The sequence below is a fragment of the Georgenia sp. Z2081 genome, assembly GCF_055326445.1.
On record NZ_JBUZNK010000001.1, the window covers coordinates 311,862 to 327,336 of the forward strand.

13 protein-coding genes are annotated in these 15,475 nt (G+C 75.1%); 9 read left to right on the plus strand and 4 right to left on the minus strand.

All coding sequences use genetic code 11. The features are described 5' to 3' along the window. The first annotated feature begins 44 nt into the window (after window positions 1–44). From hemQ to hisC, 5 genes are all read left to right on the plus strand, one after another. Complete coding sequence (gene hemQ, locus ACZLKG_RS01475; RefSeq protein ID WP_425707626.1) at window positions 45–746, plus strand: hydrogen peroxide-dependent heme synthase; 702 nt, start codon at window positions 45–47, stop codon at window positions 744–746. A 201-nt stretch (window positions 747–947) separates the two neighbouring features. Then, window positions 948–1,217 (plus strand): hypothetical protein, encoded by a 270-nt coding sequence (locus tag ACZLKG_RS01480; RefSeq protein ID WP_425707429.1) that lies wholly within the window; start codon window positions 948–950, stop codon window positions 1,215–1,217. Then, window positions 1,205–2,857: a hypothetical protein gene (locus ACZLKG_RS01485; protein ID WP_463647679.1), complete on the plus strand. Its 1,653-nt coding sequence runs from the start codon at window positions 1,205–1,207 to the stop codon at window positions 2,855–2,857. Before ACZLKG_RS01480 ends, ACZLKG_RS01485 begins: the two co-directional genes overlap by 13 nt. A 206-nt stretch (window positions 2,858–3,063) precedes the next feature. Beyond that, on the plus strand, window positions 3,064–4,557 hold the full coding sequence (mftF, locus tag ACZLKG_RS01490) for a mycofactocin biosynthesis glycosyltransferase MftF (protein WP_425707431.1): 1,494 nt from the start codon (window positions 3,064–3,066) through the stop codon (window positions 4,555–4,557). A gap of 133 nt (window positions 4,558–4,690) precedes the next feature. Beyond that, a complete protein-coding gene (hisC, locus tag ACZLKG_RS01495; protein ID WP_425707432.1) occupies window positions 4,691–5,785 on the plus strand; it encodes a histidinol-phosphate transaminase in 1,095 nt (364 codons plus the stop codon). Window positions 5,786–5,941: 156 nt separating this feature from the next. On the opposite strand, the gene ACZLKG_RS01500 is transcribed toward hisC, so the two are convergent. Continuing rightward, on the minus strand, window positions 5,942–6,337 hold the full coding sequence (locus tag ACZLKG_RS01500) for a VOC family protein (RefSeq protein WP_463647680.1): 396 nt from the start codon (window positions 6,335–6,337) through the stop codon (window positions 5,942–5,944). 442 nt (window positions 6,338–6,779) lie between these two features. On the opposite strand from ACZLKG_RS01500, the gene pdhA reads away from it, so the two are divergent. From pdhA to ACZLKG_RS01520, 4 genes are read left to right on the plus strand one after another with little or no spacing between them, the layout of a single operon-like run. Continuing rightward, window positions 6,780–8,120: a pyruvate dehydrogenase (acetyl-transferring) E1 component subunit alpha gene (gene pdhA / locus ACZLKG_RS01505; RefSeq protein WP_463647681.1), complete on the plus strand. Its 1,341-nt coding sequence runs from the start codon at window positions 6,780–6,782 to the stop codon at window positions 8,118–8,120. Further along, the gene (locus ACZLKG_RS01510) at window positions 8,120–9,142 is read left to right on the plus strand and encodes an alpha-ketoacid dehydrogenase subunit beta (protein WP_425707435.1); all 1,023 of its coding nucleotides are present in this window, start codon (window positions 8,120–8,122) and stop codon (window positions 9,140–9,142) included. Before pdhA ends, ACZLKG_RS01510 begins: the two co-directional genes overlap by 1 nt. Window positions 9,143–9,164: 22 nt before the next feature. Then, window positions 9,165–10,796, plus strand: a complete 1,632-nt coding sequence (locus tag ACZLKG_RS01515; RefSeq protein ID WP_463647682.1) for a dihydrolipoamide acetyltransferase family protein — start codon at window positions 9,165–9,167, stop codon at window positions 10,794–10,796. 38 nt (window positions 10,797–10,834) lie between these two features. Then, window positions 10,835–11,161 (plus strand): hypothetical protein, encoded by a 327-nt coding sequence (locus ACZLKG_RS01520; RefSeq protein WP_463647683.1) that lies wholly within the window; start codon window positions 10,835–10,837, stop codon window positions 11,159–11,161. Window positions 11,162–11,194: 33 nt separating this feature from the next. On the opposite strand, the gene ACZLKG_RS01525 is transcribed toward ACZLKG_RS01520, so the two are convergent. From ACZLKG_RS01525 to ACZLKG_RS01535, 3 genes are all read right to left on the minus strand, one after another. Beyond that, the gene (locus tag ACZLKG_RS01525) at window positions 11,195–11,764 is read right to left on the minus strand and encodes a protein-L-isoaspartate O-methyltransferase family protein (RefSeq protein WP_425707438.1); all 570 of its coding nucleotides are present in this window, start codon (window positions 11,762–11,764) and stop codon (window positions 11,195–11,197) included. An 8-nt stretch (window positions 11,765–11,772) separates the two neighbouring features. Beyond that, complete coding sequence (locus ACZLKG_RS01530; RefSeq protein ID WP_463647684.1) at window positions 11,773–13,842, minus strand: alpha/beta fold hydrolase; 2,070 nt, start codon at window positions 13,840–13,842, stop codon at window positions 11,773–11,775. 131 nt (window positions 13,843–13,973) lie between these two features. After that, window positions 13,974–15,224 carry a variant leucine-rich repeat-containing protein gene (locus tag ACZLKG_RS01535; RefSeq protein ID WP_463647685.1) on the minus strand — a complete coding sequence of 417 codons (1,251 nt, stop codon included), beginning with the start codon at window positions 15,222–15,224 and terminating at the stop codon, window positions 13,974–13,976. Between the last annotated feature and the right edge of the window lie 251 nt (window positions 15,225–15,475).

Consider the following 15,475-nt stretch of genomic DNA (forward strand, 5'->3'; position numbering starts at 1 on the left):
ACGCCGGAGGTGTGATCGGCGGCGGGGCCGGGTCCGCGAACGACCTGACCGAGCACGACGCCGAGGCGCTCAACGAGCGCATCCGCTACACGATGTGGTCGGTGTTCGCCACGACCCAGCCGCTGCCGACCGGCGCCGCTGAGCGGGACGCGCTCGCGGCCGACGCGGAGCGGGCGGTGCGCGCGACCGGCGTCGAGCTGCGTGGCTGGTACGACGTCGCGGGCCTGCGCGCCGACGCCGACCTCATGGTGTGGTGGCACGCCGAGACCATCGAGGAGGTCCAGGCCGCCTACCACGCGCTGCGCGCGAGCGACCTCGGGTCCGCGCTCGAGCCGGTGTGGTCGGTCGTCGGCCTGCACCGCGCGGCCGAGTTCAACCGCCGCCACGTCCCGGCGTTCCTCGCCGGAGAGCCGGCGGGCGACTACATCTGCGTCTACCCGTTCGTCCGGTCCTACGAGTGGTACGTCCTCCCCGCGGAGGAACGCTCCCGCATGCTGCGGGAGCACGGCATGGCCGCCCGCGACTACCCGGACGTGCGCGCCAACACCGTCTCCGCGTTCGCGCTCGGCGACTACGAGTGGATCCTCGCCTTCGAGGCCCCCGAGCTGCACCGCATCGTCGACGTCATGCGCGAGCTGCGCGCCGTCGACGCGCGACGGCACGTGCGCGAGGAGATCCCGTTCTACACGGGACCGCGCGTCGAGCTGGCCGACTGGGCCGCCAGGCAGCCGCTCGCGGCCGACTGATCCACGCCTGACCTGCCCCGCGCCTGACCTGACCCGCGCCTGATGGGCGCCGCCGTCCCCACGGGCCGACTGATCCACGTCTGACCGGCGCCGCCGTCCCCACAGCCCGCCTCCCGGTGCCGGTGCCCACAGGTGCCGCCGATCGCCGCTGCCCTCCGCCAGGGACGCACCTAGCGTGCCGGGCAGGAGAGAGGGGGCGTGATGCTCGACCAGATCGAGGCGGACCTGCAGCGGGTGCGCGCGCAGGTCACGGCGGTGGAGGGCGTGCGGGACAGACTGTCGTCCTGCGTTCCGATGCGCTGGACGGGTGAGGCGGGCGCGGCGGCCACGGAGTCGCGAGAGGTGCTCCGCGGGGACGTCGACTCCGCGATCGGTGAGCTGCGCGGGTTGGAGGGACGGCTCCTCGGCCTCACGCTGCGGATCGATATCCAGGGCGCGCCCGGCGTGGGGGCGGTGCGATGGGTGGGCTGATCCGACCCGTCGCCGGTGACCGGCCCGACCCCCCGGTGCCGCCCGATCCCGTCGCGCGGGAGCACGTCTCCTCCTCGGCCGACGGTATGGACGTCGACACTGCCGAGGTGCGCCGGATGGCGAGCGAGGTCGACGAGGTCGCGGCGGGGTTGAGGGCGGCCGCCGGGCCGCTCCGGCTCGTCGGCTCGAGCCCGCAGCACGGTGGCCGCCTCCTCGTCCCGGTCCCGAACGCCGCCCACGACCCCGCGCTCGCCGCCGAGTTCGCGGCGGCCAGGGCGTCCGCGCAGGCGGTGGCGGACACGCTCGGCGCCGTCGCCGGGCGCGCCGAGGATCTCGCGAACGGCCTGCGCGGGTGGGCGGCGCGGATCGAGCACGCGGACGGCACCGCCGGCGCCCTCTTCCACGTGCTCGGCGCCCTGTCCAACGCCACCGGCCTGCCGCGTCTGATCTCAGGGCGTGTGGTCGCCTCTCGCAACCCGGCCACCTGGGCCCTCCCGGGGTACGGGATCCTCACGAGCCCGGGCTGGGCGGCCCGGCCGGGCGGCGCGGGTATCGCCGCGGAGCTCGACGCCGACGTGGCCGCGGCCGGTGGGCTGGTCGATGCCGCGGTCGGTGCCGTGGGGCGGGGGCCCCTCCTCGCCGCCGTCGACCGGGACGCGGCGGACGGCGAGATGGCCGCGCTCGCGGCCCTGCCCCTGGCGCGCGGCCTGCTCGCCGGTGTACCGGGTGGGGCGCGCGCCGTGCTCGACCCCGAGCCCGTCCCGGGCCTCCTGGCGCCGGTCGCCGGCGTGGCCGGTCTGCGGTTCGGCGCGCCCCGGGACCTGTCCGCACCGGGCTCGCTGCTCTCGCGCCGACCGGCCTCCGACCGTGGTCCGGAGCCCCTCGCCGGGACCCGGCCCGGCTCCGTCGGCGACCTCATCGACCGGATCGACCCGCTCCACGCCGAGTCCGGTCGAGCCGACCGCCCGCACCTGGAGGTGCTGCGGACCGAGCACGCCGACGGGTCGACGTCGTTCGTCGTCGTCATCCCCGGCACCAGCGCGGACGCGACGGTGGCCGACCCCGACAACCTCATGGACAACGCCTCGAACATCGAGCTCGCCGCCACCGGCAGCTCCGCACTGCTCGAGGGCATCTCGGAGGCGCTCGAGGTCGCCGGGGCCCGGGACGGGGACGCCGTCGGGATGATCGGGCACAGCCAGGGCGGGCTGGGCGTGGCGCACTGGGCGGCGGGGGACGACGCCCGCCGGTACGACCTGCGGGCGAGCGTGGCGCTCAACGCGCCGATCGCGCACGCGGGCGCACCCGTGGCCGGTCACCACCTGAGCATCGACGTCGCTGACGACGCCGTGTCCGGCCTCGACGGCGCACCCGTCCCGCACGTCGCGCCGAACGCCGAGACCGGGAGCCGGAGCGCCTACACGGTCGACACCTCCACCCGCCCGCGCGACCTCGGCGACGTCTTCCCGTTCGAGGGGCACTACCCCGAGCACTCCGCCGGCGCATGGGACGGCGTCCTCGAGCACCGCGGGCACGAGTACGACGTCGCCCACGTCGACGACGAGTTCCGTCGCCTGCTCGGAGTGGGGGAGGAGGGGGCCGTGACGACGTCGGTGGTCGTCGAGCTCGAGCGGGACTGACGGGGCGGCCGAGCGGGCGGGTGGGGGCCGCCGGGCCGGACTGCGCCGCGCTGGGCCGACCCACGCCGGGCCATGACGGGCCGGCCTTCGCCCGGAGCGAACGCCTACCGGGCGGGCTCTCCGGTTCCCACCGGCTGGGAGAATGGGACGGGTGTCGTCGTCAGTGCGTCGGCACCGGACCCGCACCCGGTACGACAGGAGACGACGTGACGACGACCGACGCGACGACCACGCCCTGGGGGCCGCCGCCTTTCCCGGAGCCCCCGGAGCGCGGGGAGGTCGACGTCGTCGCCGGCCGGACCGTGGTCTGGGCGCCCGGGACCGTGCTGCGGGCCGGCCGGGTGGTCCTGGGAGGCTCGCCGTTCTCCGTCACCGTGGTCCCCGAGGAGTTCCGGGACTTCGCCACCCGGGTCTGCGACGCCGAGGAGCACGGCGCCGAGGCGGCGGACGACACCGAGCGCGCCGCCGCACGGTTCCTCCTCGACCTCGGCATCGTCCACCCCAAGCCGGTCGCCTACGGCGAGGTCACCGACGTCGAGGTCGTCATCCCGATGTACGGGGACCCGACCCTGCTGGACCCGCTGCTGGCCTCGCTCGCCGTCGAGGGGCACCCGGTGACCGTCGTCGACGACGCCACCCCCGACCCGGAGCACGCGTCCCGGATCGCGGCGATCGCCGACCACTACGGCGCACGACTCATCCGGCACGACGTCAACCAGGGGCCGGGCGGCGCCCGCAACACCGGCTTCGCTGCGACCAGTGCGCCGTTCATCGCGTTCATCGACTCCGACGCGCGCGCGAGCGACGACTGGATCGCCCGCCTGCGCCCCATGCTCGACGACGAGCAGCTCGGCGCGGTCGGTCCTCGCGTGCGCCCGCGGTTCGACGGGGACAGCGCCATCGAGCTCTACGAGGACACCCGCTCCGAGATCGACATGGGACCGGTCCCCAGCCGCGTCGTCCACGGCGTCATGGTCGGCTGGCTGCCCAGCGCCGCGGTCCTCGTGCGGCGCTCCGCCGTCACCGACCCGCCGTTCGAGCCGGGCCTGCGCATCGGCGAGGACGTCGACCTGTTCTGGCGAATGGACGAGGCGGGCTGGAACGTCCTGTACGCCCCGGACGTTCAGGTGTTCCACGAGGTGCGGACCACGTGGCGGGCCTTCATGGGCCGCCGCGCCGGGTACGGCAGCTCCGCCGCGCTTCTCGAGCAGCGGCACCCGCTCCGCCTCACCCCGGCCTCGCCGAGCCTGTCCGGCCTCGCCGTCATCGGGCTGGCCTCGACCGGGCACCGGTGGCTGGCCGCCGGCGTCGCCGGCTACGAGCTCGCCCGCCAGCGCGCGAGCCTGCCCGACGAGGTGCCGCTGAGCGTCGTCGCCGAGATGGCCGGCCGGCAGATCTGGTCCGACGGCTTCTGGACGGGACACCTGCTGCGCCGCGACTGGTGGCCGGTCGGCTGGGCCGTCCTCGCGTCGACGCCACGCTCCGGGCTTGCGCGCGGGGTGGCGGCAGCCATGATGTGGGAGCCGGTACGTGACCACATCCTCCGGCCCACGCGTCTCGGGCCGGTCAAGAGCCTGGCCATGCGGTTGCTCGACGACGCCTCCTACGGCACGGGCGTCATCACGAACGCGATCCGGGAGCGGGTCCCGAACGTCGTCACCCCGCGCCCGCGCATCCCCTGGTGGCCCCGCGGACGCTGATCCTCGCCCCGCGTCCCCCGCGTCCCCCGCGTCCCCCGCGTCCCCCGCGTCCCCCGCGCCGACCTCGCACGGTGGGAGGGCCGCTCCGTGACCCTGTGCCCCGCGCAGGGGTGGGGCGGGGCATGCTGGACCGATGGCCAGCACGTTCCCGCCCAGCCCCGCACACCCCGCCGATCTCCTGCGGGCCGACATCGCGTCGCTGCCCGCTTACGTCCCCGGCGAGCGCCCCGCGCAGGACCGGCCGGTCGCCAAGCTGTCGTCCAACGAGATGCCCTACCCGCCGCTGCCCGGCGTGGCCGAGGCCGTGCTCGCCGCCGTCCAGGACTCGGGGCGCTACCCCGACATGGCTGCCGTGGACCTCGTCGAGGCGCTGGCGACCCGGCACGGCGTGGCGCCCGAGCAGGTGGCGCTCGGCGGCGGCTCGACCGCGGTGCTCGAGACGATCCTGCGAGCGACCTCCGGGCCGGGGGACGAGGTCGTCGCTCCCTGGCGCAGCTTCGAGGCGTACCCGATCGCCGTACAGGTCACCGGCGCGTCCATGGTGCGCGTACCGGTCGATGCCGAAGGGCGCCACCGCCTCGACGCGATGGCCGAGGCGGTCACCGACCGCACCCGCGTGATCCTGCTCTGCTCACCGAACAACCCGACCGGCACCGCGCTCACGCGGGGGGAGGTCGAGCAGTTCCTCGCCGACGTCCCGCCGACGGTGCTCGTCCTCCTCGACGAGGCCTACATCGACTTCGTCACCGCGGACGACCCGACCGACGGTCCCTCGCTGCTGCCCGCGCACCCGAACCTCGTGGTCCTGCGGACGTTCTCCAAGGCCGCCTCCCTCGCCGGTCTGCGCGTGGGTTACGCCCTCGGTCATCCCGACGTCGTGGCCGGCATCCGCGCGGCCTCGACCCCGTTCGGAGTCTCCAGCCCCGCGCAGGCGGCGGCGCTCGCGGCCCTCGACGCCGATGCGGAGATCCGCCGGCGCGTCGCCGAGGTCGTCGCGGAGCGCGAGCGGCTCGTGGCGGGGCTGCGCGCGCTCGGGCTCGAGATCCCGGACACCCAGGCCAACTTCGTGTGGCTGCAGCTGGGCGACGGCGCGGCGCCGTTCGCGGACGCCGCCCGCGAGGTCGGCCTGCTCGTCCGGCCCTTCCCGGGCGACGGGGTGCGGATCAGCATCGGGACGAGCGAGGACACCGACGCCGTTCTCGCGCTCGTGGCCGAGCGCATGGGCTGAGCGCTCGCTGAGTGCATGGGCTGGGAGCGCGGAGCGCGGTGCCCTTCGTCGGACATGCGGTCGGAGCTCTGCGACGTCGGGCGCGCACTCGGTCCCGCCCGTGCGCGGCCGCGAGCCGGGGGCCGTTCGGGCCTGGCCCTCGTCGTCGAGGCGAGCTCAGCCCTCGTGGCCGATGAGCCACCGCACCCCGTAGCGGTCCACCAGGGTGCCGTCGTGGTCGCCCCACGGTCGCGCCTGCAGCGGGTCGATGACGCGGCCAGCTGCGGAGAGCGCGTCGAACCAGGCGGCGAGGGTGCCCGGTCCGGCCGTACCGAGCAGCGAGAGGAACATGCCGGTCATGGCCACGCCGTCCTCGTTCGCACCGGCATCCGCGCCGGCGATCTCGACGGGGCCGACCAGCATCGCGTGGGCGACCGCGTCCGGCGGCCCGTCGTGCCGCCCGGCTTCCCCGTAGTCGACGACCGTGAGCTCACCGCCGAACACCGCCCGGTAGTGCTCCATCGCCTCGCGGGCGGTTCCCGGGAACAGCAGGTACGGGACGAGTCCGCTCATGCCGCGATGGTAGGGGCGTAGTGCCGCGAGGTGGCAGGGCGGCCGGCCCTGTCGGTGAGTCAGTGAGGTAGGTATCGAGTCAGTGCCCCCGGTCGATTGACTCGGTACCTACCCAATTGCCTGGGTGACGGCTCAGGGTGTGGGGCAGGCCACCGCGCGGCGCGCTCGCGCTCGAACCTACACCTGTGTAGCCTACACAACCGTAGGTAGCTTGCCGGGCCCGCACGTGCTGATCCACGAGCGGTGCCCGACGGTTCGGACGAGGTGCGCCGATCGCGCGCGGAGTCTCGCCGGCCGGCCGCGCAGATCGCGTGGCCGGCCGGGCACGGGCCGGGGGCAGGAGCAGGATGGTGCCGCGCCGGGCGAACCGCCGGGCCGGCCGGCACGACGACGTCCGGGCCCGAACCAGCACCACAGCGTCGGACGACCGAAGGAGGACCACGTGTCCGTTCCCACGACGAACGCCCCGCACGCATCGGCCGGCCCGTCGGCCGTGGGCGGCGAGGCAGCCACAGCCCCGGACGGCAGCACGACGCCGAACGGCACCGCCCCGAACGGTCCCGACACCCAGAACAGCCCCGCGGCCCCGCACGGCGCCTCGCTCGACCCGGACGACGCCGTCGTCCAGCTCCTCACCCCGGCCGGCGAGCGCGTCGACCACCCCGTCTACGGCCCGCTCGTCGACGAGCTCACGCCCGACACGCTCCGCGCGATGTACCGCGACATGATCCTCACCCGCGCGTTCGACGCCGAGGCCACGCTGCTCCAGCGCCAGGGCGAGCTCGGCCTGTGGGCGTCCAGCCTCGGCCAGGAGGGCATCCAGATCGGCTCCGCCCACGCCCAGCGCCCCGCGGACATGGTCTTTCCCAGCTACCGGGAGCACGGCGTCGCCCACGTCCGTGGCCTGCCCCTGACCGACCTCCTGCCGGTCATGCGCGGGACCCGCCACGGCGGGTGGGACCCCCGCGCGCACAACTTCCAGGTCCAGACGTTCGTGATCGCCGCCCACACGCTGCACGCCGTCGGCTTCGCGATGGGCATCCAGCGCGACGGCGACGTCGGCACCGGGACCGACCGCGACCGGGCCGTCGTCGTGTACCACGGCGACGGCGCCACCTCGCAGGGCGACTTCAACGAGTCGCTGGTCTTCGCCGCCTCCGCCCAGGCGCCGGTCGTCCTGATCTGCCAGAACAACAGCTGGGCGATCTCGGTCCCCACCCGGGTCCAGTCGCGCGTGCCGATCGCCCGGCGTGGCCCCGGCGTCGGCATCCCCGCGGTCCGGGTCGACGGCAACGACGTCCTGGCCTCCTACGCGGCGACGACCGAGGCCCTGCGCCGGGCCCGGGCCGGCGAGGGCCCCACGCTCGTCGAGGCCGTCACCTACCGGATGGGTGCCCACACGACGTCGGACGACCCCACCCGCTACCGGGAGCGCGCGGAGGAGGAGGAGTGGCGGGCGAAGGACCCGATCGACCGGCTGCGCGCCCACCTGCTCGCCACCGGCCTCGCCGACGACGCCTTCCTCGCGGCGGTCACGGCCGACGCCGAGGCCCTCGCCCGCGAGACCCGCGCCGCCTGCCTCGCCGACCGTGCCGGCCGGCCCGAGGAGATGTTCGACCACGTCCACGCGCTCCCGCACGCACAGGTCGAGGCCGACCGCGCCGCGATGACGGCTTTCGAGGCCGGGTTCGCCGACGCGGACACCGCGGACACGGCCGGCACCACCGGCAACACCACCGCGGACACGACCGGCACCACCGCGTATGCGCAGGAGGCCCGCTGATGCACCCCGCCCCGCCGGCCACGGCGACCACGCTCCCGCTCGCGCGCGCCATCAACGCCGGGCTGCGCGCGGCACTGACGCACGACCCCACGGTCCTCGTCATGGGCGAGGACGTCGGCCCCCTCGGCGGCGTCTTCCGGGTGACCGACGGCCTGCAGGCCGAGTTCGGCGCGGACCGGGTCGTCGACACGCCGCTGGCGGAGTCCGGCATCGTCGGCACGGCGGTCGGCCTGGCGATGGCCGGCTACCGTCCCGTGGTCGAGATCCAGTTCGACGGCTTCATCTTCCCGTCCTACAACCAGATCACCACGCAGCTCGCCAAGCTCAGCTACCGCACGTCCGGCGCGCTGAGCATGCCGGTGGTCGTGCGTGTGCCCTACGGCGGCCACATCGGGGCGATCGAGCACCACAGCGAGTCGCCCGAGTCGCTGTTCGCCCACACGGCCGGCCTGCGGATCGTCAGTCCGGCGAACGCCGCCGACGGCTACGCCATGATCCAGCAGGCCATCGCCTCCCCGGACCCCGTGCTGTTCCTCGAGCCGAAGGCCCGCTACTGGGAGAAGGGTCCCGTCGAGCTCGACGCCCCCGTCGACCTCAGCCCCGGGGCGCTCACGAACGACCTGCACGCCGCCCGCGTGGTCCGGCCCGGCACGGACCTGACGATCGCCACCTACGGGCCCGGCGTGAAGGTCGCACTCCAGGCCGCGGAGGTCGCCGAGCAGGAGGGCTCGAGCCTGGAGGTCATCGACCTGCGCTCGATCTCCCCCCTCGACGTCGATGCCGTGGCCGCCTCCGTCCACCGCACCGGCCGGCTCGTGGTCGTCCACGAGGCGCCGACGTTCTTCGGGCCGGGCGCCGAGCTGGCCGCCGCCGTCCAGGAGCGCTGCTTCTACGAGCTCGAGGCGCCGGTCCTGCGCGTGGGTGGGTACCACACGCCGTACCCTGCCTCGACGCACGAGTCCGTCTACCTGCCCTCCCTCGACCGGATCCTCGACGCCGTCGAGCGTTCGCTCGCCGCCTGAGCCGTCACGACAAGGAGCCGAGATGAACGACCAGCGTCACCGGACCTTCCGCCTGCCCGACGTGGGGGAGGGGCTGACCGAGGCCGAGATCGTCAGCTGGTCGGTCGGCGTCGGCCAGCGCGTCGAGGTCAACCAGGCGCTGTGCGAGATCGAGACGGAGAAGTCGGTCGTCGAGCTGGCGAGCCCCTGGTCGGGTGCCGTGCGCGCGCTCCTCGTCGAGGAGGGGGCCACCGTCGAGGTCGGTGCGCCGATCGTCGAGCTGGACACCCGCCCCGACGAGCCCGACGACGACGCCGCCCCCGAGCCGGCGGCCACCGCCGCCGGCGACGCGAGCGCCGAGGCGGGCGACGGGTCCGGCGCCGTCCTCGTGGGGTACGGGACGCGTCCCGGTGCCGCGCGCCGTCGGCCGCGGGTCGCCACCCCGGCCTCCGGTCCCGCAGGGTCGGGAGCCACCGGGTCCTCCGGTCCTGCACTCTTCACCGCCACGCCGTCCGCCGCGCAGGTGCCCGCCACCCCGGCCTCCGGTCCCGTACCCGCCACCCAGGGGGCGGGCCCCTCGACGGGCGCCTCGAGTGCCACCGGCCCGACCCCGCTCGTCTCGCGTCCTTCGCCGGCCGGCACGCGCGTCGCCCCCGGGAGGCCCCGCCCCGCGCCCGGTACCGCGTCCTCGGCCGACCCGACGTCCGGCCCGGCTCGGCCGGCCGTCCCCGCGCGCGGCGGGTCGAGCACGCGGTTCGTGCCGACGTCGGGCGGACCGACCCGGGCCAAGCCACCGGTCCGCCGGCTCGCGAGGGATCTCGGGGTCGACATCGACTCGGTCCACGGCACCGGGCCCGGCGGGATCGTCACGCGCGAGGACGTCGTCGCGCTCCACGAGCGGTCCGACGTGCAGCAGCTGGCCACGTGGTCCGAGGACGAGCCGTGGCTCGAGGGCGGCTCGGTGTCCCCGGACGGCCGTCGCACGCGCGTGCCCGCCCGGTCGGTGCGCCGCCGGACGGCCGAGGCGATGGTCCAGTCCGCCTTCACCGCCCCGCACGTCACCGAGTTCCACACGATCGACGTCACGCGGACGATGGACCTCGTCGCGCGGCTGAAGAAGGACCGGGAGTTCGAGGGCCTGCACGTCACCCCGCTGCTCATCGCGATGCGGGCGCTGCTGCTGGCCGTCAACCGGCACCCGGAGATCAACGCCTCGTGGGACGACGACACGCAGGAGATCGTCTACAAGCACTACGTCAATCTCGGCATCGCGGCGGCGACACCCCGCGGCCTCGTGGTGCCCAACGTCAAGGACGCCCACCGGCTCAACCTCAAGGAGCTCGCCCAAGCCCTCGGCGAGCTCACGTCGTCGGCGCGCGCCGGCCGCACCCAGCCGGCACAGATGGCCGACGGCACCATCACCATCACCAACGTCGGCGCCTTCGGCATCGACACCGGCACGCCGATCCTCAACCCGGGGGAGGCCGCGATCCTCGCACTGGGCGCCGTGCGGCAGCAGCCGTGGGTGCACGAGGGCGAGATCGCGGTCCGGTGGGTGACGCAGCTGGCGCTGAGCTTCGACCACCGCCTCGTCGACGGCGCGCTCGGCTCGTTCGTCCTCAAGGACATCGCCACGATCCTCGAGGACCCGTCGATGGCGCTGGTCTGGGGCTGAGCCCCGGCGCTCGACGACGACGAAGGCAGGCGATACCCGTGGCACGGTCCGACGACGCCCTCCACCCCGACGTGCAGGTCGGCATGTACTCCTTCCGGACGCCGGAGCCGGTCCGCCTCGCCACGTTCTGGGGCGAGCTCATGGGGCTGCCGATGGCGGACGGGGCATCGGATCAGATCGCCATGCTCGACCTCGACCACGAGGTCGGACCGATCACGTGGCTGTTCGAGCCCGACCTCCGACACCAGACCCGCGACCTCGGACCGGCGAGCGTCGACCTGACACGTGCGAACCGAGTCGCCGCTGACCTCGAGGATGAGGCGACTGGCGGAGAGTGCTGGACGGTCGACGGTGACCGTCGCTGACGAGGTGGTCGTGCCGGGCTGAGCGCCCGCCCCTCAGCGCAGCGGGACGAACACGTAGCCGCCCGGCGCTGTCTCCTCGTCCCACCCGTCCTCGGTCCTGTTCACCCGGACGAGCCTCCCGCCCGCCGGCACCACCATGACCCCGCCGACCGCGAGCTGTCGGGCGAGCCGCTCGGGAACGGCGTCCGACATCGCCGAGACGAGGATCCGGTCGAACGGCGCGTCCTCGGGAGCACCGAGCACGCCCTGCTCCGCGACGCGGACCTCGACCCGCGCCGACTCCTGACTGTCCAGCGCTGCGCGACTGTGTTCGACGAGCTCGGGCACCAGCTCGACGGCGAGGACCCGGCCGGCCGGGCCGACCAGGTGGGCGAGGATCGCCGTCGTCCAGCCGGACCCGCTGCCGACGTCGAGGACCCGCGCCCCCACGGGCACGTCCAGCAGCTCGAGCATCGCGGCGACCGTGGTCGGCTGGGAGCACGTGGCGCCGTGCCCGATCGTCAGCGGGGCGTCGGTGGCCGCGTACGGCCGCGTGGCGGGCGGCAGGAACCGGGCGCGCTCCGCCCTCTCCATCGCCTCGGCCACGGCCGCCCGGTCACGCACGTCAGCACCTAGCCCAGCAGGTCCGGCGTCGCGGGTGGTTCCTCGCCGCGCACGTGCTCGCCCAGGAAGCCGAGCACCACCTGGTACCAGAGCTTCGCGTGCTGCGGGGTGAGGATCCAGTGGTTCTCGTCGGGGAAGTAGAGGAACCGGTGCGGGGTCCGGCCCGCGTCGTCCATGGCCAGGGCCGACTCCGAGACGAGGGAGCGCCACAGCGACAGGCCCTCGCCGATCGGTACCCGGTAGTCCTTGTCGCCGTGGATGACGAGCATCGGCGTGGAGATGTCCTTCGCTGAATGGTGCGGGGAGTGCGTGGCGCGCATCTCGGGCGTCATCTCGCGCTGCCAGAACCAGCCGACGTCCGTGGTGCCGGCGAACGTCTCGATGTTCCACAGGGAGGCGTGCGTGACGACCGCGTCGAACCGGTCGGTGTGCCCGGCGATCCAGTTGGCCATGTACCCGCCGAACGAGCCGCCCATCGCGGCGGTGCGGGTGTCGTCGATCTCCGGCAGGGACGCCGCGGCGTCGGTGACGGCGAGGACGTCAGTGTAGGGGTTGGCGCCCCAGGCGCCCCAGCCCCGCGCGATGAAGTCCCACCCGTAGCCGGTCGACAGTGCCGGGTCCGGCAGCACGACGGCGTACCCCTGGGCGACGGCGATCCACGGGTTCCACCGCCACGACCAGGTGTTCCACGAGGAGACGGGCCCGCCGTGCACCCACAGGAGCAGGGGGGCGGGTGCCTCGGGGGTGGCGCCGTCGGGCACGGCGAGCCAGCCGCGCAGGGGGTGGCCGTCGGGCGCGAACGCCTCGATCTCGGTGAGGGTGCCGGGCAGCTCCGGCGCGTCGACGGGAGAGGGGACCTCGGTGACCTCGGCGCCCCCCAGGGCCGGCTCGCGCAGCACCGACAGGTCGAGGCGCACCGGTGCGGCAGGGGCTCCGTAGCTCGCCCGCAGCGCGTACGCGACGGTGCCCTCGGGCGAGACCCGGACGTCGGAGAACGCCCCGTCGGCGGTGAGCCGGGTGACGTCGGCACCGTCGAAGGGGACGTGGAAGACGGGTGCGCGGCCCCGGTCGTCGGCCACCGCGAGCATCCCCGAGCCGTCCGGCAGCACGACAGCCTCGTTGATCCAGCGGTCCCAGCCCGCGGCGATCTCCGTCCGCTCCCCCGTGGCGAGGTCGACGAGGGCGAGGGTGACGATCGGCGGCCGCTCCGGCGTCGAGGGCCGCTCGACGGCGACGACGGCGCGCGCCCCGTCCCGGGTGAGCGCGACCGGCGAGAACTCCAGGTCCGCCGACGGCTCGGCGACCCACCGGCGCTCGCCCGAGGCGACGTCGATGGCGACCACGCCGGTGCGGAGCTCGCCGCGCGCCGCCGGGAGCGACCAGGCCGCGAGGAGCGTGGTGCCGTCGTCGCTGAGCAGGTACGCGCCGTCGAACAGGGCGACGCCGGCGTCCGGCGTGAGGTCGTGCAGCGTGCCGGGGCCCTCGGCGCCGTCCGCAGGCGGGTCGACGCGGTAGAGGTGGGCGCGGCCCGGGCCGAGGTCGTGGTCCCAGAACCGGACCGGGTAGGCGGTGTGGAGGATCGCGGCGACCTTCTTCTCGGTGCGCGCCGTGCGCCGCTCGGTGTCGTCCTCGAGGTCGGACGAGCCGGGCAACGGGGAGCCGGCCACGACCACGGTGTCCGCGGCCCGGGCGGTGAGGACGGCCTCGACGCCGCCGGGGTGGTCGGCGAGCACGCGGGCCTCGCCGCCGCCGGCGGGCAGCACCCAGGCGCGGGCGCGCTCGCCCTCCTCGTCCGCGGGGTCGGGCCGCGCGGCGGTGAACACGAGGTCGCCCGACGCGGTGACGGTGGGGGCGGACTCGCCGCTCCCGCCCCGGGTGAGGCGCCGGGCCGGCCGCTCGCCGGCCGGGTCGAGCTCCCACACCGAGCTCTGGTACCGGGTGGCCTTGTCGTCGAGCGCGGCGACGGACGTGACCAGGCGGGTCCCGTCGGGGCTCAGCGCGAGTCCGGAGACGCGCCCGAGCGCGACGTAGGCGTCGAGGTCGTGGAAGGGGGTACGGGTCGCGTCGTCGTCGGTCACCGGTGCATCGCACCACGGCGTGACGGCCCGTGTCTGCCCGATACCCGCCGTGTTCGCGACGCGCGGACGGCGTGGCGACGCCGGCGCCGCGGCGGGGGACGTCCTCCGTGCGGCCCGCCCGGCGGCACCGCTCAGTAGGTCTCGAGCACCGACGGGCCGAGGCGGAAGCCGCCGCCGGACTCGGTCGACCAGCACTCGACGTCGACCCCGGTCACCGTGCACGCCAGGTCACCGTTGTACGCGGACTGGCCGTCCGACAGGAGCGGGTCGGCGTTCGCGGATCGGTTGCAGTTGACGCCGGCCTCGCCGTCGGAGCTGATCTCGACGCTGATCCCGCCCGGCAGGCAGCCCTCGGGGGTGTCGAGCGAGTGGTCGACGATCGTGCACACGACGTCGCTCCCGCTGAGGTTGCACGCCATGTTCGCGCCCTGCACCCAGAACCCGGGCATCTGCTCGGCGTCCGCCGGGATCTCGGGGACCTCCAGCCAGCTCATGTCGGCCTCGATCGCCGTACGAAGCGCCGGGTTCGTCCCGGAGTCGCCGAGGATCATGTCGACGACCGCCTCGGCGTGCTCCTGGCCGCACTCGTCCTTCAGCGCGATGAGGGAGTCGACGACGCGGTCGCCGTGCGCGGGGTCGCCCCAGGTCCCGTCGGGCGCCGCGGCGGAGGCGAACGCCTGGACCACCTCGGTGTCGGGACCGGCGTCGGAGCAGTCCGAGCCCGACGGCAGTGCCTCGAGGGCGGCGAGCGCCTCCGCGATCTCGTCGGTCGCCGGGCTCTCCTCGTCGCCCTCGCTCGGCGCCTCTGTCGTGGCCGGCGGGAAGTCCGGGTCGGGCTCGCCGGCGGTGGTGGGCTGCTGGTCGTCGTCGCCGGGCAGGTTGAAGATCCACAGGGCGCCCAGCACGATGACGGCGAGCGCCGCGGCGACGGCAAGGATGCCCGCCCAGGGCACCGCGCGGCGCGGCTCGTCGATCTGGCGCGGCGGCGCGTCCGGCGTGCGGGTGGTGGTCGGGGAGCCGTCCGGCGGAGTGACCGGACGGGCGGGGGACGCCTCGACGGCGGGTGACTCGGTCGTCGGGCGCCTGGTGCTGCCCCCCGCGGCGCCGAAGCGCTCGGCGGTCGGACGGCGCACCGGCGCCGTGGCCGGCTCGTCCGGGTCGATGCCCGCCGTGCGCGCCCGCCGCTGGGCGATCGCCTCGTCGATCTCGCTGTCCCCGAGGTTGCCGAGCCACTCGAGCAGGCCCGGGTAGGTCGAGGGGTTGCCGGCGATCGCCGGGCGCAGCTCGGGGTGGTGCTCGGCGAGCTCCTGCAGGCGGGTGAGCGGGGTCGCCGGATCGGCCGCCTCGAGTGCGGGGTCGTTGCTGTCGTCGGTGCCGGTCACGGCCGTGTCCTCCATCGCGAGTCTGCCCGGGAGTGTACGCAGGGCGGCTGCCCGCCGCCGACCAGGTGTGGTGAGCGACGCACGGGTGCAGGAGCTCGTCGAGGCCGTCATCGAGGGGCCGATGGCGCTGGTCGAACGGGCCGGCACGGCGCGGCCGGCGCGTGGGCCCGTGACGGCACCGAACCGGACCGGCTGCGCGCCAGGGTCGTCGAGCCCGGTCTCGGGGGCAGGTCTGACCCCCGCCGACGGAC

Coding starts and splice junctions, on each gene's coding strand:
- ACZLKG_RS01480 (WP_425707429.1), top strand. CDS start 948: ATGCTCGACCAGATCGAGGCGGACCTGCAGCGGGTGCGCGCGCAGGTC.
- ACZLKG_RS01485 (WP_463647679.1), top strand. CDS start 1,205: ATGGGTGGGCTGATCCGACCCGTCGCCGGTGACCGGCCCGACCCCCCG.
- hisC (WP_425707432.1), top strand. CDS start 4,691: ATGGCCAGCACGTTCCCGCCCAGCCCCGCACACCCCGCCGATCTCCTG.
- ACZLKG_RS01500 (WP_463647680.1), bottom strand. CDS start 6,337: ATGAGCGGACTCGTCCCGTACCTGCTGTTCCCGGGAACCGCCCGCGAG.
- ACZLKG_RS01510 (WP_425707435.1), top strand. CDS start 8,120: ATGCACCCCGCCCCGCCGGCCACGGCGACCACGCTCCCGCTCGCGCGC.
- ACZLKG_RS01515 (WP_463647682.1), top strand. CDS start 9,165: ATGAACGACCAGCGTCACCGGACCTTCCGCCTGCCCGACGTGGGGGAG.